The 18,917-nt window shown below is 64.9% G+C and carries 20 protein-coding genes; 10 read left to right on the plus strand and 10 right to left on the minus strand.

All coding sequences use genetic code 11. The features are described 5' to 3' along the window. Window positions 1-266: 266 nt before the first annotated feature. A complete protein-coding gene (locus CH276_RS08685) occupies window positions 267-1,946 on the plus strand; it encodes a DEAD/DEAH box helicase (protein ID WP_032398300.1) in 1,680 nt (559 codons plus the stop codon). A 9-nt stretch (window positions 1,947-1,955) separates the two neighbouring features. Beyond that, the gene (locus tag CH276_RS08690) at window positions 1,956-3,200 is read left to right on the plus strand and encodes an Rv3212 family protein (protein WP_094632501.1); all 1,245 of its coding nucleotides are present in this window, start codon (window positions 1,956-1,958) and stop codon (window positions 3,198-3,200) included. 21 nt (window positions 3,201-3,221) lie between these two features. Here CH276_RS08690 and CH276_RS08695 read toward each other — a convergent pair whose 3' ends face one another. Together CH276_RS08695 and CH276_RS08700 are read right to left on the minus strand one after the other, a co-directional pair. Beyond that, complete coding sequence (locus tag CH276_RS08695; protein WP_032397676.1) at window positions 3,222-4,016, minus strand: ParA family protein; 795 nt, start codon at window positions 4,014-4,016, stop codon at window positions 3,222-3,224. Window positions 4,017-4,075: 59 nt separating this feature from the next. Beyond that, the gene (locus CH276_RS08700) at window positions 4,076-5,542 is read right to left on the minus strand and encodes a DHA2 family efflux MFS transporter permease subunit (RefSeq protein ID WP_094632503.1); all 1,467 of its coding nucleotides are present in this window, start codon (window positions 5,540-5,542) and stop codon (window positions 4,076-4,078) included. Window positions 5,543-5,722: 180 nt separating this feature from the next. Between CH276_RS08700 and CH276_RS08705 the strand changes: the two genes are divergently transcribed. Together CH276_RS08705 and CH276_RS08710 are read left to right on the plus strand one after the other, a co-directional pair. Continuing rightward, window positions 5,723-6,364 carry an acid phosphatase gene (locus CH276_RS08705; RefSeq protein ID WP_094632505.1) on the plus strand — a complete coding sequence of 214 codons (642 nt, stop codon included), beginning with the start codon at window positions 5,723-5,725 and terminating at the stop codon, window positions 6,362-6,364. Further along, window positions 6,361-6,837 carry a GNAT family N-acetyltransferase gene (locus CH276_RS08710; RefSeq protein ID WP_045195752.1) on the plus strand — a complete coding sequence of 159 codons (477 nt, stop codon included), beginning with the start codon at window positions 6,361-6,363 and terminating at the stop codon, window positions 6,835-6,837. Before CH276_RS08705 ends, CH276_RS08710 begins: the two co-directional genes overlap by 4 nt. Window positions 6,838-6,855: 18 nt before the next feature. On the opposite strand, the gene CH276_RS08715 is transcribed toward CH276_RS08710, so the two are convergent. After that, the gene (locus tag CH276_RS08715; RefSeq protein WP_045195754.1) at window positions 6,856-7,275 is read right to left on the minus strand and encodes a hypothetical protein; all 420 of its coding nucleotides are present in this window, start codon (window positions 7,273-7,275) and stop codon (window positions 6,856-6,858) included. Window positions 7,276-7,402: 127 nt separating this feature from the next. Between CH276_RS08715 and CH276_RS08720 the strand changes: the two genes are divergently transcribed. Both CH276_RS08720 and CH276_RS08725 read left to right on the plus strand, forming a co-directional pair. Continuing rightward, window positions 7,403-8,356: a diacylglycerol/lipid kinase family protein gene (locus CH276_RS08720; protein WP_032398298.1), complete on the plus strand. Its 954-nt coding sequence runs from the start codon at window positions 7,403-7,405 to the stop codon at window positions 8,354-8,356. 265 nt (window positions 8,357-8,621) lie between these two features. After that, window positions 8,622-8,876 carry a WhiB family transcriptional regulator gene (locus tag CH276_RS08725; protein WP_032366305.1) on the plus strand — a complete coding sequence of 85 codons (255 nt, stop codon included), beginning with the start codon at window positions 8,622-8,624 and terminating at the stop codon, window positions 8,874-8,876. A 110-nt stretch (window positions 8,877-8,986) separates the two neighbouring features. Here CH276_RS08725 and CH276_RS08730 read toward each other — a convergent pair whose 3' ends face one another. Together CH276_RS08730 and CH276_RS08735 are read right to left on the minus strand one after the other, a co-directional pair. After that, window positions 8,987-10,465 carry a sensor histidine kinase gene (locus CH276_RS08730; protein ID WP_045195759.1) on the minus strand — a complete coding sequence of 493 codons (1,479 nt, stop codon included), beginning with the start codon at window positions 10,463-10,465 and terminating at the stop codon, window positions 8,987-8,989. A 21-nt stretch (window positions 10,466-10,486) separates the two neighbouring features. Further along, window positions 10,487-10,702, minus strand: a complete 216-nt coding sequence (locus CH276_RS08735) for a biotin/lipoyl-binding carrier protein (protein WP_008717734.1) — start codon at window positions 10,700-10,702, stop codon at window positions 10,487-10,489. A gap of 119 nt (window positions 10,703-10,821) precedes the next feature. Between CH276_RS08735 and CH276_RS29350 the strand changes: the two genes are divergently transcribed. Continuing rightward, a complete protein-coding gene (locus CH276_RS29350; RefSeq protein WP_370878772.1) occupies window positions 10,822-10,896 on the plus strand; it encodes a 50S ribosomal protein bL37 in 75 nt (24 codons plus the stop codon). Window positions 10,897-10,967: 71 nt separating this feature from the next. Here CH276_RS29350 and rsrA read toward each other — a convergent pair whose 3' ends face one another. Both rsrA and CH276_RS08745 read right to left on the minus strand, forming a co-directional pair. Next, complete coding sequence (gene rsrA / locus CH276_RS08740; protein WP_176459171.1) at window positions 10,968-11,276, minus strand: mycothiol system anti-sigma-R factor; 309 nt, start codon at window positions 11,274-11,276, stop codon at window positions 10,968-10,970. Then, a complete protein-coding gene (locus CH276_RS08745) occupies window positions 11,273-12,055 on the minus strand; it encodes a sigma-70 family RNA polymerase sigma factor (protein ID WP_230596997.1) in 783 nt (260 codons plus the stop codon). Before CH276_RS08745 ends, rsrA begins: the two co-directional genes overlap by 4 nt. Before the next feature lie 90 nt (window positions 12,056-12,145). On the opposite strand from CH276_RS08745, the gene ybaK reads away from it, so the two are divergent. Genes ybaK through rsgA form a run of 3 tightly spaced genes read left to right on the plus strand, consistent with a single transcriptional unit; the run spans window position 12,146 to window position 14,946 of the window. Beyond that, window positions 12,146-12,637 carry a Cys-tRNA(Pro) deacylase gene (gene ybaK, locus CH276_RS08750; RefSeq protein ID WP_094632507.1) on the plus strand — a complete coding sequence of 164 codons (492 nt, stop codon included), beginning with the start codon at window positions 12,146-12,148 and terminating at the stop codon, window positions 12,635-12,637. Window positions 12,638-12,643: 6 nt separating this feature from the next. Further along, a complete protein-coding gene (gene aroA / locus CH276_RS08755; protein WP_094632509.1) occupies window positions 12,644-13,960 on the plus strand; it encodes a 3-phosphoshikimate 1-carboxyvinyltransferase in 1,317 nt (438 codons plus the stop codon). Continuing rightward, window positions 13,912-14,946, plus strand: a complete 1,035-nt coding sequence (gene rsgA, locus CH276_RS08760) for a ribosome small subunit-dependent GTPase A (RefSeq protein ID WP_176459172.1) — start codon at window positions 13,912-13,914, stop codon at window positions 14,944-14,946. The genes aroA and rsgA overlap by 49 nt, the downstream gene beginning before the upstream one ends. A gap of 50 nt (window positions 14,947-14,996) precedes the next feature. Here the strand turns inward: rsgA and CH276_RS08765 are convergent, their stop codons facing one another. The 3 genes from CH276_RS08765 to CH276_RS08775 form a co-directional block, all read right to left on the minus strand. Continuing rightward, the gene (locus tag CH276_RS08765; protein WP_032397669.1) at window positions 14,997-16,247 is read right to left on the minus strand and encodes a fatty acid desaturase family protein; all 1,251 of its coding nucleotides are present in this window, start codon (window positions 16,245-16,247) and stop codon (window positions 14,997-14,999) included. A gap of 122 nt (window positions 16,248-16,369) precedes the next feature. Then, window positions 16,370-17,671, minus strand: a complete 1,302-nt coding sequence (locus tag CH276_RS08770; RefSeq protein WP_032398294.1) for a fatty acid desaturase family protein — start codon at window positions 17,669-17,671, stop codon at window positions 16,370-16,372. A gap of 108 nt (window positions 17,672-17,779) precedes the next feature. After that, entirely contained in the window at window positions 17,780-18,895 is a 1,116-nt protein-coding gene (locus CH276_RS08775) for a ferredoxin reductase (protein ID WP_032398293.1), read from the minus strand. Window positions 18,896-18,917 lie beyond the last annotated feature (22 nt).

Below are 18,917 nucleotides of genomic sequence, written 5' to 3' on the forward strand. Positions count from 1 at the left end.
TGTCGGACCCGTCGTCTCGGCGCGCGCCGGACCTGCCGCGACCTGCCGACAATGGAGAAATCCGTTCGGCAAGCTACCATGGTGCTCGATCGTCGCTCGCGGACCGATGAAACGGACCGAAGAAGCACGCGACGGTCATCGATAATGTGTGCGCACCTGATCCGGGTCGCCTCGACAGCTTCGCCGCAGCGGACATCGCAGTCCGCGGCCGCGCTGAGGCTGACGGCGACATCACATCGGATCGAGGGCATCGACTTCGGCCGGCAATAGGCCTATGCCCTTCCTCGTGCGCACGTTCGAACACGAGGAAGGCCAGTCCCCTGAGCAAGACAGTCATCGACCAAGAGTCCGACACCGGCGACACCACGGTGTCGGCGCACGTGGACGACACGCACGTACCTCCCACCTTCGCCGAGCTGAACGTGGACCCCACCATCGTTCGCGCGCTGTCCGAGATGGGAATCGAGCGCACCTTCGCCATTCAGGAGTTGACGCTGCCGCTCGCCATCGCGGGCGACGACCTCATCGGTCAGGCACGCACCGGAATGGGCAAGACGTTCGGCTTCGGTGTGCCCCTGCTGCACCGACTCGCCACCGACAACTCCGGCACCTCCCCGCTGGACGGCACCCCCCGCGCCCTGGTGATCGTGCCGACGCGTGAACTGTGCGTGCAGGTCAGCTCCGACCTCGAGAACGCGTCGAAGTACCTCAGCGGCGCGAACGGCCCCGTCAAGGTGCTCTCCATCTACGGTGGCCGTCCGTACGAGGCGCAGATCAGCGCATTGCAGAACGGCGTCGACGTCGTCGTCGGCACCCCGGGCCGACTGCTCGACCTCGCCAAGCAGAACCACCTGATCCTCGGCAAGGTCGGGGTCCTGGTTCTCGACGAGGCCGACGAGATGCTCGACCTCGGGTTCCTCCCCGACATCGAGCGCATCCTCGGCATGGTCCCCGACAAGCGTCAGACGATGTTGTTCTCCGCCACGATGCCCGGCCCCATCATCACTCTGGCCCGCACCTTCCTGACGCAGCCGACGCACATCCGCGCCGAAGAGGCGGAGTCCTCGGCCGTGCACGATCGCACCGCCCAACACGTCTACCGGGCCCACGCCCTCGACAAGGTCGAGATGGTCGCCAAGGTCCTCAAGGCCGAAGGTCGCGGCGCGACGATGGTGTTCACCCGCACCAAGCGCACCGCGCAGAAGGTCTCCGACGAGCTGGCCGAGCGCGGCTACTCGGTCGGCGCGGTCCACGGAGACCTCGGCCAGGTCCAGCGCGAGAAGGCTCTCAAGGCGTTCCGCACCGGCAAGATCGACGTGCTGATCGCCACCGACGTCGCGGCCCGAGGTATCGACATCGACGACGTCACCCACGTCATCAACTACCAGTGCCCCGAGGACGAGAAGACCTACGTCCACCGCATCGGCCGCACCGGCCGTGCAGGGCGCACCGGTATCGCCGTCACCCTCGTCGACTGGGACGACATCCCGCGCTGGCAGTTGATCGACAAGGCTCTGGGTCTGGGTATGCCGGATCCGGTCGAGACGTATTCGAGCTCGCCGCATCTGTTCTCCGACCTCGACATCCCCACCGATGCCACCGGCACCGTGCGCAAGGCACCGTCGCGTGCCCCGGAGAAGACGGAAGACGACGGCGAGACGAATGCCGCAGCGCCTGCGGCCGACGCGTCGTCGACGACGAAGCCGCGCCGCTCGCGCAGTCGCAGGCGCACCCGCGCAGGGCAGGACGGCGACAACGCCGCAGGCTCTGCCACCACCACGAACGAATCCACTTCCGCCTCGGATTCGGTTGCCGGACAGTCGGATACAACCGACACAGCGACCACCGACACGGCCACCAAGACTGCCCCGCGCCGCCGTAGGCGTCGTCGCCCCAGTGGATCGTCCGCCGATGCCGGACCGTCGACTGCGAGCGCATCGGAGTAACCTCCCGCCGTGCTGGCTCCAGAACGTCGGACGAGAACCGACCTCGTCGTCGCCGCCGTCATCGCAGTGGTGGTGGTCGTTGCCGCGAGCATCGCCTGGTTCACCGGTGATGCTCGCGGAACCACATCGATCCCGGCCGAGGAGCCACTGCCTCGAGCCGAACCCGCCGCCGCGGTGCCCACGACGCTCACCGAACTGTGGCGCGCACCGAGCGCAGCGACGGACTCGACGCGAACCCCGTTTCCTGTCGTCACCGGATCCACGGTGGTCACCGCCGACGGGGGTGCCGTCCTCGGCCGCGATCCACGGTCGGGCGAGCAATCCTGGTCGTACACACGCGATCTCCCGCTCTGCTCGGTGGTCGCGTCGTGGAACACCGCGGTCGCGGTCTACCGCGACGGCCGCGGCTGCTCTCAGGTCACCGAGCTCGACGGGGCCACCGGAGACCGCAAGGCGCAGCGCACGTCCGACGCCGACGATGCGGTCCGCCTGTCCTCCGACGGCACCTACGTGACATCGAGGGGCGACACCCGCATGGAGCTGTGGCGGTCGGACCTGGTGCGCACCCTCGAATACGGCCGAGTGGACGCCCCGGTCAATCCGGGAAGTCAGCCGAGAACCGGCTGCACATTGCTGTCCTCGGCGTCGACGAACTCACGAACGGCCGTGCTCGAACAGTGCCCGGGAGAGCCCGCCGCGCGATTGTCGCTCATCAATCCTGCCCCCAAGGACGCCAGTGAACCCGAGGAGTACGGGTCAGCGGTGGTACCGGAACTCGTTCCCGAATCCGACACACCGACTGCCGGGCGGATCATCGCGATCACGGGCAGCGTTGTCGCGCTGTGGATCCCAGCGAACAACGGCGCGCCCGATCGGGTGGGACTGTACGACGACGCGGCCGCGAGAACCTCCGAATTCGCTCTCCCCGGAGGCTCCTCCCCTACCCCGAACTTCCCTGCAACGAAAGCAGGTTCGGTGCTCACCTGGTTCACCGGCGCGGGAGTCCAGGCGTTCGATCCCGACAACCTCGGCCCTCTGTGGACCGTCCCCGGAGCCCTCGGAAACGGCGCGGTCATGGCCGGACGACTCCTCGTACCCGTACCCGACGGCATATCGGTGGTCGATCTCGTCACCGGTGTTTCGACGGCCGACATTCCGGTCGACCGAGGCGATTACGACGGCCCGATACAGATCTCGGTGATCGGCGACGTGGTCGTCGAGCAACGCGGTTCCGACGTGGTCGCTCTGGGCTGACTCGATCTCAGGGGCTTCGTGCTACTCCGCCGGATCGTAGGTCTTCAGATCGGCTTTGCCGTCCCAGTGCGCCAGCAGATTCTCGGCAAGTTCTCGATAGGCCTGCGCGCCCTTGTTCTTTCGGCCCGAGAGTACCGTCGCGCCGGATGCACTGGCCTCCGCGAAGCGCACGGTCCGCGGAATCGGCGGCGCGAGCACCGGTAACGAATAGCGATCCGAGACATCGCCGAGCACGTCCCTGCTGTGCGTGGTGCGAGCATCGAACAGTGTGGGAAGGGCACCCAAAAGCGTCAGATCGGGGTTGGTGATCTGCTGCACCTCGGACACCGTTCGCAACAACTGACCGACTCCTCGATGCGCGAGGGTCTCGCACTGCAGGGGCACCAACACCGACTGCGCGGCGGTGAGGCCGTTGAGGGTCAGTACCCCGAGCGACGGCGGACAATCGATGACGACGACATCGAAATCCTCGAGGATCGGTGCGAGGGCCCGCTTGAGGGCGAATTCGCGACCCGCACGCATCAGCAGCAACGCTTCCGCGCCGGCGAGATCGATCGTCGCAGGCAGCAGCACGATTCCTTCCGCGGTCTCGATCAGGACGTCCTCGACCTTCGCATCCCCGGTCAGCACTTCGTGGACCGAGGAATCGAGCTTGTCCGGGTTGTGCCCGAGCGAGAACGTCAGGCAGCCCTGCGGGTCGAGGTCGACCACCAGGACGCGTCGATCGAGAGCATGCAGCGCAGCCGCGAGCGAAGCCACCGTGGTGGTCTTGGCGACGCCGCCCTTCTGATTCGCTACCGCGAGAATTGTCGTCACGGCCCTGATCCTTGCTTACATCGAGCCGATGAGCGAGGGTTCGGCATCTCTCGGGCGCGTCAGTGCATCGCGATCGGTGCCGCGGACCGCTCGGTGACGTGCTTCGTTCGGGGCAGGAAGAAGGCGGGGACGAACGTGGCGACGATCAGAATCAGCGCGACCATGAAGGTGGTTCCGAACGCCCTGGCCGAGATGTCGAAGGCCTCGACCTGGCTGGTCGCCGTCGATGCGGGCTTCTGCTGAGCGGTCAACACCACCGACATCAGCGCAGTGCCTATGGAACCGGCCGCTTGCTGAACGATGTTCATCAACGTCGAGCCGCGGGCAACCGTTTCGTCGGTCAGTGTCTGCAGCGCGGCCGTCATGATGGGCATCATCGTCGAACCGAGGCCGAGACCCATGACGAACAGTGCGCCGATGAGCAGGGTGTAGGACGTGTCGGTGCCGACCTGGGTGAACACCGCCATCCCTGCGGTGATGAGCACCATTCCCGCCAGCACGATCCTGCCGGGACCGAACTTGTCGGCGATCACTCCGGCGATCGGCATCGCGATCATCGCGCCGATGCCCTGCGGTGCGAGCAGCAGCCCGGCAGTCAACGTCGTTTCGCCGCGAAGCAGGAAATAGCTCGGGAACAGCAGTCCCGCGCCCATGAAGGCGACCATGAACAGCGTGGTGGTGATCACGGCCACGGTGAGCGATCGGTTCGCGAACAGCCGTAGATCGATCAGCGGATGCTGCACACGCAGGGCATGAAAAACGAACAGGACGATCAGCACGAGCCCGACGATGACCGGGACCAGTACCTTCACCGCGAGAACGGTTTCGGTTTCGACGACCGAGGACGCGCCGTAGAGGAACAGGGCGAGGCCGGGCGAGAGCATCAGCATGCCGCGGAAGTCGAAGGATTCGGACGGAGTCGGGTTGTCCCTGGGAAAGATCACCCCGGCCGCGATCAGGGCGAGTATGCCGATCGGCAGGTTGATGAGGAAGATCCAGTGCCAGCTCGCTGCCTCGATCAGCCAGCCGCCGAGGATGGGCCCTGCGATGGGACCGATGAGCATCGGAACACCCAACACGGCCATCACCCGCCCGATTCGCTCGGGACCGGCGGCGCGCGTCATGATCGTCATGCCCAGCGGCATCAGCATGCCGCCGCCGAGACCCTGCAACACCCGGAAGGCGATGAGCGAGGTGATGTCCCAGGCGAAGCTGCACAGCACCGAACCGAGGACGAACAGCACCAGCGCGGTGATGTAGAGGCGCTTGGTACCGAACCGATCGGCAGCCCAACCGGTCAGAGGTATGACGGTCGCCAGAGCGAGCGTGTAGCCCGTCATCGTCCACGCGGCGTTGGCGTAGGTGGTGTCGAACACGTCGGTGAACGTCCGGAGCGCGACGCTGACGACGGTGACATCGAGAATCGACATGATCGCCCCGAGCACGACGACACCGGCGATCTTCAGCAACGCGCCGTCGAGCTTCTCCGGAGCATCGGACGACACGGGCTTCTGCAGGTCGGTCATGGTTCTCCAGGAGATGAGATGGAAGTGTGAGGCACGACGGGAAGAGCTGTGTTGTCCGAGGCAGCGAAGATTCGCCCCGAGAGTAACCGGCCGGTAGGTCCGTACTCAATCGACAAATCGGACACATCCGCAGGCCACCTATGACAAGGGCCACATCTCGAGAGCGGGCATGATCGTTCCATGACCACACACGGCGGCGTCGAGGCCGGCAGAGTCGTTCTACTTCGGCATGGTGAGACCGAATGGGCGCTTGCCGGCAAGCACACCGGGAACACCGACGTCCCTCTCACGAGTACCGGCGAGCGACAGGCCGTCGAGGCCGGATCGCTCCTCCGACTCCTGAAGCTGCGCGATCCCCTGGTGATCACGAGTCCGCGAGAGCGCGCCCGTCGAACTGCCGAGCTCGCAGGCCTGGAGGTCGACCGGACGTGGGATGCGTTGTCGGAGTGGGACTACGGCGACTACGAGGGCATCACCTCGACGCAGATCCACGAGACGGTGCCGCACTGGACCGTCTGGACGCATCCGTGCCCGGGTGGTGAGTCCATCGGAGACATCGCAGTGCGCGTCGAACTGGTGCTCTCGGTGGTGCTGCCACTGTTGAGCGGCCGCGACGTCGTGTTGGTCGGCCACGGCCACTTCTCGCGCGCGCTGATCGCCGGCTGGACAGAGGCCGCCATCACCGAGGGCAAACGCTTCGCACTCTCACCCGCCGCGTATTCGTTGCTCGGTTTCGAGCATTCGTTTCGCCAGCTCGTCGCGCACAACGTGCACCCGTCGATTCTCACCGCTGCCACGGCACCGAAAGGAAACCCAGGATGATTCGCCGCGCCACCGAGGCCGATGTTCCCGCCGTCACCGCTCTCGTGCACGAACTGGCCGCGTACGAGAAGTCGTCCTCGCTGTGCACCGTTCGAGACGAGCAGCTTCGTTCTGCGCTGTTCGGGGCGCAGCCGTCGGTGTTCGCACACGTCGCCGAGCACGAGGGGACGGTGGTGGGGTGCGCGCTGTGGTTCTTGAACTTCTCCACGTGGGACGGCGTCAACGGAATCTATCTGGAGGATCTCTACGTGCAGCCCGCCGCGCGCGGAGAAGGCCTCGGAACGGCACTGCTCGCGGCGTTGGCTGCCGAATGCGTCGATCGGCGGTACACGCGTTTGGTCTGGTCGGTTCTGGATTGGAACACCCCGTCGATCGGGTTCTACCGATCACTCGGAGCAGAGCCGCAGGACGAGTGGACCACGTTCCGCCTGACCGAGACGGCATTGGCAGAGCTGGCCACCCGGGCGCGTTGAACGACCACCTCGGCGGAATCAGTCGTCGACGTCGCTGTATTCGGCGGCCATCCACCGAGAGGACGGCGGGCTGAACAGCAACACGAGCACGCCGACGACAACTACTCCGAGGGCGATGCCGTAGGCGGTTTGATGCGATCCGGTCAACAGTGACCACACGACGGGCAGCAGCAGCAGCTGTACGACGGTGGCGATGGACCTTCCCCAGCGTTTTCCGAGTACCAGGGCGATGCCCGCCGCCCCGACTCCGATACCGAGGACACCGAACCATCCCGCGGTGCCGTAGCCGTTGGCCACGGCGTTGTCCCCTTCTCCGGAGAACGCTCGGACGAGAAGAACGACGGCGGCCACCAGCGACGCCACGCCTTGCGCTGCGACGAGCGCCCCGGCGGATCGGAACGTGGCCGGCGGGGTGAGGTTCTCGGGTGAGGTGGACACGCGACCAGCCTAGGCAACCGGGAGTGGAGCCTGCGGAACGACCCGAGGTGACGGGAGTGGAGCCTGCGGAACGACCCGAGGTGACCGGAGTGGAGCCTGCGGAACGACCCCGTTAGTGTCAGTGCTCGTGCGTGCGCTGCTGATCGTCAATCCCAATGCGACTTCTACGACGGCTGCGGCTCGGGATCTGTTGGCTCATGCGTTGTCGAGTCGGGTGCGGGTGACGGTTGCGCAGACGACTCATCGTGATCATGCGTCGGAGCTTGCTCGGGGTGCCCGTGAGGACGGGATGGGTCTGGTGATCGTTCATGGTGGTGACGGGACGGTCAACGAGGTGATCAACGGGTTGCTCGGGGTGCCGTTGCCGACGTCGATGCAGGCGGTGACGATCGGTGCGATTCCGCCGATTGCGGTCGTTCCCGGTGGTAGTGCGAATGTGTTCGCTCGTTCGCTGGGTATCGAGGCGGATCCGGTGGCGGCGACGAATCAGTTGATCGGCCTGCTCGATGCACGGGCGCGGCGGACGATCGGGTTGGGGCACTGCGACAACCGTTGGTTCACGTTCAACGCGGGTATGGGTCTGGATGCGGACGTGTGTCGAGCTATCGATGCCGGGCGCAAGGACGGCAAGCCGGTGTCTGCGACGCGTTATGTGCGGTCGGCGGTGCAGGAGTTCTTCAAGCACAAGCGGCAGCCGGCTCGGTTGACGGTGGAGGTTCCGGGTCAGGATCCGTTCGAGGGTGTGCACTATGCGTTCGTGTCGAATTCGAGTCCGTGGACGTATTTGAACGAGAGGCCGGTGCACACCAATCCGGGTACCGGTTTCGATTCGGGTCTGGGAGTGTTCGGCATGCGTTCGACTGCCTTGCTCCCTACCTTGCGGGTGTCTCGCCAGTTGCTGGCCAAGGGCGCAGAACCGAAGTCGCGCAAGCTGATTCGGATCGATGATGTGCCGAGTGTCCGAATTTCGTCGGCGGAACCGGTCGGTTTGCAGATGGATGGCGACTATCTGGGCGAGCGCACGGAAGCGGAATTCTTCTCCACTCCCGACGCGCTCGAAGTGGTCGCGCCGGGCAGGTGAGGGCCGCCCGTCCTGGGCATATGCGGCAACACACAGCGCTGTTCTGGGGAAACCACGAGCGAAATCCGTTCACTCGGGGTACAAAGGAACGCAGAAGGCTAAAGCGAGCCTAACAGAGTGAGCTTGACCACGGTCACGCGCGTACCCCTTGACTTCACCTGAGTTCGTGAAAGCATTCACAAGCAACAGTGCGGAAACATTGGTTACCCACTCGTGAACAGAAGAGAAACGAAACGGCGCTTCGGCGCCCGGTAAGGAGCAGAGGATGGACTGGCGCCACAAGGCAATTTGTCGCGATGAAGATCCGGAACTATTTTTCCCGGTGGGAAACAGTGGTCCGGCGCTCGCGCAGATCGCCGATGCCAAAGTCGTCTGTACTCGGTGCCCCGTCACCGCTGAATGCCTGTCCTGGGCACTCGAATCCGGCCAGGACGCAGGAGTATGGGGCGCAATGAGTGAAGACGAGCGCCGTGCTCTCAAGCGACGCAACGCACGTACGCGCGCACGCAGCTCCGTCTAGGACGCACACGCAGCAATCGGCAAGGCCCGGTACCCGCTCAGCGGATACCGGGCCTTCTGCGTTCCACGGATCGTCGGCGGGCTCGTTACACACTGTTCACCGAACGTGCATCAGGCCCTCGGCACACGCCGTCCCAGAGGAACTCTCAACATCGCGTCGGTTCCCCCTCCCGCCGCCGGATGCAGACCGAGCGATCCGTTCAACTCCACCGATACCAGCGTGCGCACGATCTGCAGTCCGAGACCGTCCGAGCGTTCCAGGGAGAACCCCGTGGGCAACCCGCGCCCGTCGTCGTGGATGACAACATCGAGCCACTTCGCGGACCGGTCCGCTCCGATTCGGACGACACCCGCAGAACCGGCGTCGAATCCATGCTCCATCGCGTTCTGCACCAGCTCCGTGAGCACCATCACCAAGGGCGTCGCCCGTTCGGCCGAGAAGACTCCGAGTTTGCCCTCGCGCACCACTCGAACTCTCGGGTTGACCGTCGCTATGTCCAACATGATGGGCACCAGACGATCGACGATCTCGTCGAGATCCACTTCCTCGTCCACCGACATCGACAGCATCTCGTGCACGAGTGCAATGGACGTCACCCGACGAACCGACTCGGACAACGCCGTCCGCGCTTCCTCGTTCTCGAGTCGACGAGACTGCAGCCGGAGCAGCGCCGCCACCGTCTGAAGGTTGTTCTTCACCCGATGATGGATCTCTCGGATGGTCGCGTCCTTGCTGAGGAGGGCTCGATCGCGTCGTTTCACCTCGGTGACATCGCGGATCAGCACAGCCGCACCGGCCGACCTCCCCCGGGGCTGCAGAGCCAACGTACGCACGAGAACGGTGGCACCGCGTGCATCGACCTCCATCCGGTGTCCCACGTTGCCGCTGAGCGACGATCTGATGTGGTCGGCCACTTCCTGTGAGTCGAACGGGTCGGTGACCAGAGATCGCGTGACCGACGCCAGATCTCGACCGGACAACTCCGTCGTCAATCCCATCCGGTGGTACGCCGAGAGGGCGTTGGGACTGGCGTAGTCCACCCGCCCCTCGGTGTCGACGCGAATGAATCCGTCGCCCGCTCGCGGGGACGAGTTCACATCGGTCCGCTCCTCCGGGGTGGGAAACGTCCCTTCGCTGATCATCAGACACAGGTCGTCGGCACATTCCCGATACGCGACCTCGAGGGCACTCGGCGGACGAAGCTGCGCGGGATTGGTGTCTCGGGTCAGCACCGCGATGACGTGCTCCCCGCAGCGCACCGGAATGCTCTCGGTCCGGGTCACCACTCCTCCGTGCACTATTTGCCGCTGCTGCAGCGCGACCATCACGTCGGGGTGCTCGGACTCCGAGATCGTCGTTCCCACGATGTCGTGCGTGAAGACCGTGGGCGCAGTGGTCGGCCGGCACTGAGCCACACACAGCACGTCGGCAGTCCCACTGGACACGTCGTCGGTGCCGACCCACAGCAGCACGTCGGCGAACGACAGGTCGGCCAGCAGCTGCCACTCCCCCACGACACGTTGCAAGTGGTCGACCGCGACACCGGGGAGGTCGGTGTGCTCGGCCAGAAGGTCACTGAGGGTCGACACGACAGCTCACGTGATCACTGCTCAGGACACGACGGCGATGAGGTCGCCCTGCTGAATGACGTCGCCCACCGCGACGTCCACCGATGTGACCGTCCCTGCCGTCTCGGCCAGCACGGGAATCTCCATCTTCATCGATTCCAGGATGACGAGGGTGTCACCGACCTCGACTGCGTCGCCTCGGGCCACGACCACCTGAAACACCGTGGACACCATCTCCGCACGAACGTCCTCGGACACCGGCGAACCCCTCTCTCACGTCACCACGAACTGCGCAGACCACCCACCGGAGGCCAGGCCCGTCACAGTAAGCCAATCACACGTGGGAGACTGTAGTGAACAAACGAGAGGAGCCCATCATGGGAAAGCGTGGACGTAAGAAGCGTGCTCGTAAGGGCAACAAGGCCAACCACGGCAAACGTCCGAACAGCTGACGATTTGCCACAAGCGACGAGGGGCCGAGAAGCTACTGCTTCTCGGCCCCTCGTCGTCGTACGAGCTGTGGTTATTCGGAGTCGGTCTGACGAATCAACACCGTCCGTCGGATCTCGACGCTCAGTCGCTCGCGCAACCCGGCCGGTGCCTGGTCTCCCCCGCATTTGCGCGAGATGAGCCGCTTGACCTTCTCTTCGATTCCGTATGCCTCGAAGCAGGATCCGCATTCGTCGATGTGCTTCTGCAGACGGGTCCGGCTCGCTTCGTCGCATTCGTTGTCGAGCATCACCCACACGTCCGCGATCACCGCCGAGCAGTCGAGACGCTCGAACTGTGCGTCGCCGTCGTCCCCGCCGTCGATCTTTCCGGTGCCCGTCACTGGACTACCTCCTGCTCGTGCCGGTCGACTGCGCCGTCTCGGTTGAATCCGCGCTCCCGTGCAACCCCGGCCAGCAGGCCTCGCAGTTGCTTGCGTCCGCGGTGCAGACGCGACATCACCGTGCCGATGGGCGTACCCATGATCTCGGCGATCTCCTTGTACGGGAATCCCTCGACGTCGGCGTAGTACACAGCCATCCGGAATTCCTCGGGAAGAGACTGCAGCGCGGCTTTGATGTCGTCGTCCGGCAGCGCGTCCAGAGCTTCCACCTCGGCGGATCGCAACCCTGTCGACGTGTGTTCGGCGGTGGCGGCGAGCTGCCAGTCACTGATCTCGTCGGTGGGGTACTGAGCGGGCTGACGCTGCTTCTTGCGATAGGAATTGATGTAGGTGTTGGTGAGAATTCGGTACAGCCATGCCTTGAGGTTCGTGCCCTCACGGAACGATCGGAACGCCGAGTAGGCCTTGACGAACGTCTCCTGAACCAGATCCTCGGCGTCGGCAGGGTTACGCGTCATTCGCAGAGCTGCGCCGTAGAGCTGATCGAGCATCGGCAACGCGTCGCGCTCGAAGCGCTCGGTCAACTGAGCCTCGGTCTCGGCAGCCCTGCGCTCCGCGATCGCCTTTTCGTCGTCCACGTCAGCGACGGGATTGCTGGCTTCTGTCACGCTGATCCCTTCGATAGCTTCCACCGCCCAGGCTACGGCGCCCGTAGTCGGCTTCTGCGAAGAGATCACCCCCTTCAACACGAGGGGACGTCCCGCGGTCAGCACTGCCATTCGTCATTCCTTCCGCCTGCATCCGTATCTGTCGTTACACAACACGGCGTCGTCCCGTCGTGTTCCCGCTCAGTCGCTAGAGTCCGGTGAATGGCTGCGTCCACACCCGCTCTCGCGCTGCTCACCGCACGAAAGGTGGCGCACACCGTGCACTCGTACGACCACGATGCTCGGGTGCAGTCCTACGGCGAGGAGGCAGCCCGGATACTCGTCGAACGGCTCGGCGTTCGACCCGAACAGGTCTTCAAGACGCTCGTCGTGGAACGAGCAGATCGCTCGCTGGCGGTGGCGATCGTTCCGGTGACGGCGATGCTCTCCCTCAAGGCCGCGGCCGCTGCGCTGTCCACCAGGAAGATCGCGATGGCCGACAGGGCTGCCGCCGAGCGGTCCTCCGGGTACGTCTTCGGCGGCATCTCACCACTCGGACAACGCAGATCCCTGCCCACCGCGATCGACGACTCGGCTCTCGGCTTCGAGACGATTCTGTGCAGCGGAGGTCGCCGGGGACTGGAAATCGAACTCGCGCCAGCCGATCTCATCGGGCTCACCCGTGCCACAACCGCGCCCATCGCCGCGCGCTGACATCGAATGAGAGAAGATGGACCGGTGAGCAATTGGACAGCCCCAGCCGCCGTCGCACCCGTCGACGCGACAGTCACTCTGCCCGGATCGAAATCGATCACCAATCGCGCACTGATCATCGCCTCGCTCGCCTCCGGCTCGTCGACGATCACCGGTGCTCTGCGCAGCCGTGACACCGATCTCATGATCGACGCCCTGGCAACCTTGGGGATCGAGATCATCGCCGCGGACGACGACAGGACGGCGTTGCGCGTGACTCCCGCTCCGTTGCACGGAGGAGCCGTGGAGTGTGGTCTGGCGGGTACCGTCATGCGCTTCGTGCCGCCCCTGGCTGCCCTCGCCGCGGGCGAGGTGTCGTTCGACGGCGACGAACAGGCTCGCATTCGTCCACTCGACACCATCCTCGACGCCCTGCGTGCGGTGGGGGCCGAGATCGACGGCAGCGCTCTGCCGTTCACGATGCGCGGCACCGGTTCGCTGCGCGGCGGATCGGTCGACATCGACGCCTCGGGTTCCTCGCAGTTCGTCTCGGGTCTGATGCTCTCCGCGGCGGCGTTCGACGAGGGAATCGAAATCCACCACATCGGCAAGCCTGTTCCGTCCATGCCGCACATCGACATGACCGTGGACATGTTGCGGCGCGCCGGCGTCCGAGTCGATTCCCCCGAGTCCGGTGGTGACGCGAACACCTGGCGGGTGCACCCCGGACCGGTCGCGCCGATCGAGTGGATCATCGAGCCGGATCTGTCCAACGCCACCCCTTTCCTCGCTGCAGCGGTGGTGACCGAAGGCCGAGTGCGCGTGCCGAATTGGCCCGAATCGACCACCCAGCCCGGCGATGCCTTCCGCGAGATACTCACCCGGATGGGCGCTCGAGTCGACCTGACCGCAGGCATCTTGACCGTCGAGGGCCCGGATACGTTGCGCGGCATCGATTTCGATCTTCACGATGTCGGCGAGCTGACCCCGACGGTCGCGGCACTCGCCGCACTGGCCGAAGGTCCGTCGATTCTGCGTGGCATCGCCCACCTGCGGGGCCACGAGACCGACCGACTCGCCGCACTGACAACCGAGATCGTCCGACTGGGTGGGCGCGCCGTGGAAACGGACGACGGCATCCGCATCGATCCGGCTCCGCTGCACGCAGGCGTCTGGCACTCGTACGCCGACCACCGGATGGCCACCGCGGGCGCAATCGTCGGACTGCGTGTCCCCGGGGTCGAGGTGGACGACATCGGTACCACAGCCAAAACTCTGCCCGGTTTCGAGATGTTGTGGGACGCAATGCTGTCCGCGTCGACACCGAGCGGGGTCGGCTCCTGACCGCGCGCCGATACGACGAGTCCGACGTTCGTATCCGACCGGGCAAGAGTTCGCGTCCACGGACCAAGACTCGACCCGAACACAACGACGCCGAAGCAGGCATGGTGGTGTCCGTCGACCGCGGCCGATGGGGTTGTGTGCTCGGCGGTGACCCGGCACGGCCGGTGGTGACGATGCGTGCCCGCGAGTTGGGCCGTACTCCGATCGTGGTGGGCGACGAGGTCGGCATCGTCGGAGATCTGTCGGGCAAGGTCGACACTCTGGCCCGAATCGTGCGCGTCGCCGAGCGGCGCACGGTGTTGCGGCGCACGGCGGACGACACCGATCCGTTCGAGCGGGTGGTGGTGGCCAACGCCGACCGGCTGCTCATCGTGGCCGCGCTCGCGGACCCGCCGCCTCGGACCGGTTTCGTCGAGCGGGCGCTGGTGGCTGCGTACGTCGGCGGACTCGAACCGGTCCTGTGCCTGACCAAGAGCGATCTGGCCGACCCCGAGGAATTCACCGCGGCCTTCGCCGATCTCGACGTCCCGGTGGTGTTGGCAGGCCAGTCCGAGGACCTCACCGTGCTGACCGCGATGCTGACCGACAAGGTGACGGCGCTCATCGGACACTCGGGCGTCGGAAAGTCCACGCTCGTCAACAGGCTCGTGCCCGACGCATATCGCGCCACCGGTGTGGTCTCGGGCGTCGGGAAGGGCCGTCACACCTCGACGCAGTCGGTGGCGCTCCCTCTGCCCGGCGGCGGCTGGGTGGTCGACACTCCCGGTATCCGGTCGTTCGGACTGGCGCACATCTCCCCCGAGAACGTCGTCGCAGCGTTCTCCGATTTGGCCGACACCATCGAGAACTGTCCCCGAGGATGCACCCACCTCGGCCCACCCGCCGATCCCGAGTGCGCTCTGGACACCTTGACCGGAGACGCAGCCCGACGCGTCGCGGCCGTGCGTCTGCTCCTCGAAGCCGTTCGAACGAACGAAGCCTGGTAGCAACCCCCCTTTCGGGGTCGGTTGCCACCAGGCTGCACGCCGTTCGGAACTTACGCGGCCTTGCGGACCAGGCTGCGAATTCCCTTGCGCTTCTTCGTCTCTGCGATGGCGGTGCGGAGACCGCGACGCTTGCCCGTTTCGGGATCGACGGTGAACAAACCGGCCGGAGCATCGGCCCACTTGCGCTCGGACGCAGTCTCGGGAGCGTCGTCACTGGTCGCCTTCAGGTACTTGTTCGGCAGCGACAGCTTGGCGATGGTTCGCCACGACAGGAAGTACTGGTGGACGATCGAGCCGGTCGTGTACGGCAGGTCGTACTTCTCGGCCAGTTCGAGCACTCGAACCTTGATCTCGCGCAGGCGGTTACTGGGCAGATCCGGGAACAGGTGGTGCTCGATCTGGTAGCACAGGTTGCCGCTCATGAACTCCATGACGGGGCCCGCGTTGAAGTTCGCACTGCCGAGCATCTGACGCAGGTACCACTGACCCTGAGTTTCGCCCTCCATGTCGGACTTGGTGAACTTCTCCGCACCGTCGGGGAAGTGGCCGCAGAAGATGACGGTGTTGGTCCACACGTTGCGGATCATGTTGGCGGCGATGTTCGCCGTCAACGTGCTCTTCCAGGCGGGACCGGTCAGCAACGGATGCAGGACGTAGTCCTTGCCGATCTGCTTGCCGACCTTCTCGAGCACCTCGCGCCGCTTCTGCTCGAATTCCTCACGCGGCACTCGACCCTTGGCGACCTTGCCCAGTTCGAGGTGCTGAAGCGCCACTCCGTACTCGAAGAACAGCTGCAGCAGCAGGTTGTAGACGGGGTTGCCGATGTTGAAGGGCTTCCACCGCTGATCGCGGGTGACGCGCAGCAGACCGTAGCCGACATCGTCGTCCATGCCGAGCACGTTGGTGTACTTGTGGTGAATGTAGTTGTGCGTCTGCTTCCAGTGAGCGGACGGCCCCGTGTTGTCCCACTCCCACGACGTGGAGTGGATTTCCGGGTCGTTCATCCAGTCCCACTGGCCGTGCATGACGTTGTGGCCGAGCTCCATGTTCTCGATGATCTTCGCGACACCGAGCATGGCGGTGCCGACGAGCCACGCCGGACGACGACGGCTGGCGAAGAGCACGGCCCGGCCACCGATGTCGAGGGATCGCTGCAGGCGGATCGTGTTCTTGACGTACCGGGCGTCGCGTTCACCGCGGGACGCTTCGATGTCACGCCGGATGGCGTCGAGCTCGTGGCCCAACGCCTCGATGTCGGCATCGGTCAGATGCGCGTATTCTTTGACGTCCGTAATCGCCATGGGAAACAACCTCCTGGCAGTCGTGAACACACAGCTCGCGTATCAGGCCATGTGTGATTCCGTCACCTACCGTATCGTAACTTACGGTTCCGTAGGTTAGCGCCGGGAATGTGTGTGACGATTCACAACGACGCGCGGTCGCCCGATCGACGCAGGGCCTTGGCCTGACGCCTGGCTTCCTTCTTGGCGTTGCGCAGGCTCACACGCGCCTCCTGCATCGCCGACCGCAGACCGCGGCGCTGCCCGGTCAGCGGATCGATCCGAAGAGCATGAACGGCAGGCGAATCCCCTACGCGCCACCGTCGCTCGGAGGACGTCTCGGGAGCGTTGTCGGACGTGGCACGCAACCACGAGTCGGGCAGCGACAGCTTGTGAATGGTCCGCAGCGCCAGCAGGTACTGCTTGCCGAGCGACCCCGTGGTGTACGGCAGGTCGTACTTCTCGCACAGAGCGTGCACCTTCTCGGCGATCTCCGAGTACCTGTTGCTCGGCAGATCCGGGAACATGTGGTGCTCGATCTGGTAGCAGAGGTTGCCGCTCATGAACGCCATGACCGGACCGGCGTCGAAGTTCGCACTGCCCAGCATCTGACGCAGGTACCACTCGGGTCGTGTCTCGGTCTCGAACTGGCCGATCGTGAACTTCTCTGCCCCGTCGGGGAAGTGACCACAGAAGATCACCGCGTACGCCCACAAATTCCGGACGAGGTTGGCCGTCGCGTTGGCGGTCAACGTCGACTTCCACGCCGGACCGGACAGTGCCGGGAACAGCACGAAATCCTTGCCGACCTGCTTGGCGATCTTGCGCGCGAAGGCGCGGGTCGCCGGAGACTTCAGCAGGCCCTTCTCGTCCTCGCCGTCCAACTGCTTCTGCGCGTCGTAATCGTGCAGCGCGATGCCCCACTCGAAGGTGGTGGCCAGCACGATGTTGGCGAGCGGCTGAACGAGGTTGATCGGCTTCCACGGCTCGTCGCGGGTCATCCGCAGGATGCCGAAGCCGATGTCGTCGTCCATGCCGACGATGTTGGTGTACGTGTGGTGCGAGTAATTGTGGGCGCGTTTCCACTGCTCCGACGGACCGGTCTGATCCCACTCCCACGAGGTGGAGTGAATCTCCGGATCGTTCATCCAGTCCCACTGCCCGTGCATCACGTTGTGGCCGAGTTCCATGTTCTCGACGATCTTGGCGACACTGAGCATCGCCGTACCCACGAACCAGGCCGGCCGATACTTGCTGCCGAGCAGCACCGCACGGCCACCGAGCTCGAGCAGCCGCTGCAGTCTGATCGTCCGACGGATGTAGGCGGCATCGCGCTCGCCGCGGCTGTCTTCGACGTCTCGACGAATCGCATCCAGTTCACGACCGAACGCTTCCATGTCCGCTTCGCTGAGATGAGCGAACTCTTTGATGTCGGTGATAGCCACCGGGTCCTCCAACAGTTGAGTGCAGTGCCCGAAATATCGGGTTTCGACGTGGGCAACCTACGTAAGCGTAACCGAACAGTCTGAGAAGGCGGTGTGCGAAAAACAGACCTACAGTTCCAGTGTGCAATCGCCCGCAGCAGCGGAAATGCACGTCTGGACGCGGTCGCCCTCACTGTGTTCCTTACCGGAACGAAGGTCGATCACATGCCCTGCCGTCAACGGGACAACGCACGTCTGGCAGATACCCATCCGGCAGCCGAACGGCATCTGAACGCCGACGTTCTCACCGGCTTCGAGCAGGCTGGTCGCGCCGTCGACGGTGGTCTTCTTGTCCGATTTGGAGAACGTGACGGTGCCGCCTGCACCGGAGGTGTCGGCGCGCGAGATCTCGAACCGCTCCAGGTGAAGCCGGTCCTCGATCCCCTCGCGTTTCCAGGTCTTCTCGATCTCTTCGAGCAGAGCCGCAGGCCCGCACGCCCAGGTGTCACGCGTGCGCCAGTCGGGATAGAGCTCGTCGAGCGAGGCGAGTGCGAACTTGCCGTCCGACCGCGTCAGTTGCACGTGCGAGGTGAAGTTGGGATGAGACTTCTCCAGCGCGGCGATCTCGGCGGCGAACATGACTTCGTCCTCGGTGGGTGCCGAGTGGATGTGCACGGTGTCGGGCATGTCGCCGTGCCGATCCAAAGCCCGCAGCATCGAAATGATCGGGGTGATGCCGCTGCCTGCCGTGACGAACAAGATCTTGTTCGGCGGCGGCACGGGCAGCGCGAAATTGCCTTTCGGGGCGGCCAGCCGAACGATGGTTCCCTGCGGGACACCGCCGACCAGGTGTGACGAGAGGAAGCCTTCCGGCATCGCCTTGACGGTGATGGAGATCAGCTTGTCCTCCCAGTTCGGCGGAGAGGTCAGCGAGTAGGACCGCCAGTGCCAACGCCCGCCGAGGTGCAACCCGATCCCGATGTACTGGCCGGGCCGGTAATCGAAGTTGAAGCCCCAACCCGGCTGGATCACCAGGGTCACCGCCGTCGCGGTTTCCTTCTCCACTCGCACGATGCGACCGCGCAGTTCGCGTGCGGACCAGAGAGGATTCGCCAGATGCAGGTAGTCATCGGGCAACAAGGGAGTGGTGATGCGGGTGAAGGCACCACGCACCATGTTCAGTCTCGGACGCTTGGGGGCCGATACTCCGGCCGCCGGAGCCTCCAGCCACTTCTTCAGATCCATCGGGTGTTCCATCCCCTCGATC

The organism is Rhodococcus sp. 06-470-2, from assembly GCF_002258235.1.
In the GTDB taxonomy this organism is placed as follows: domain Bacteria; phylum Actinomycetota; class Actinomycetes; order Mycobacteriales; family Mycobacteriaceae; genus Rhodococcoides.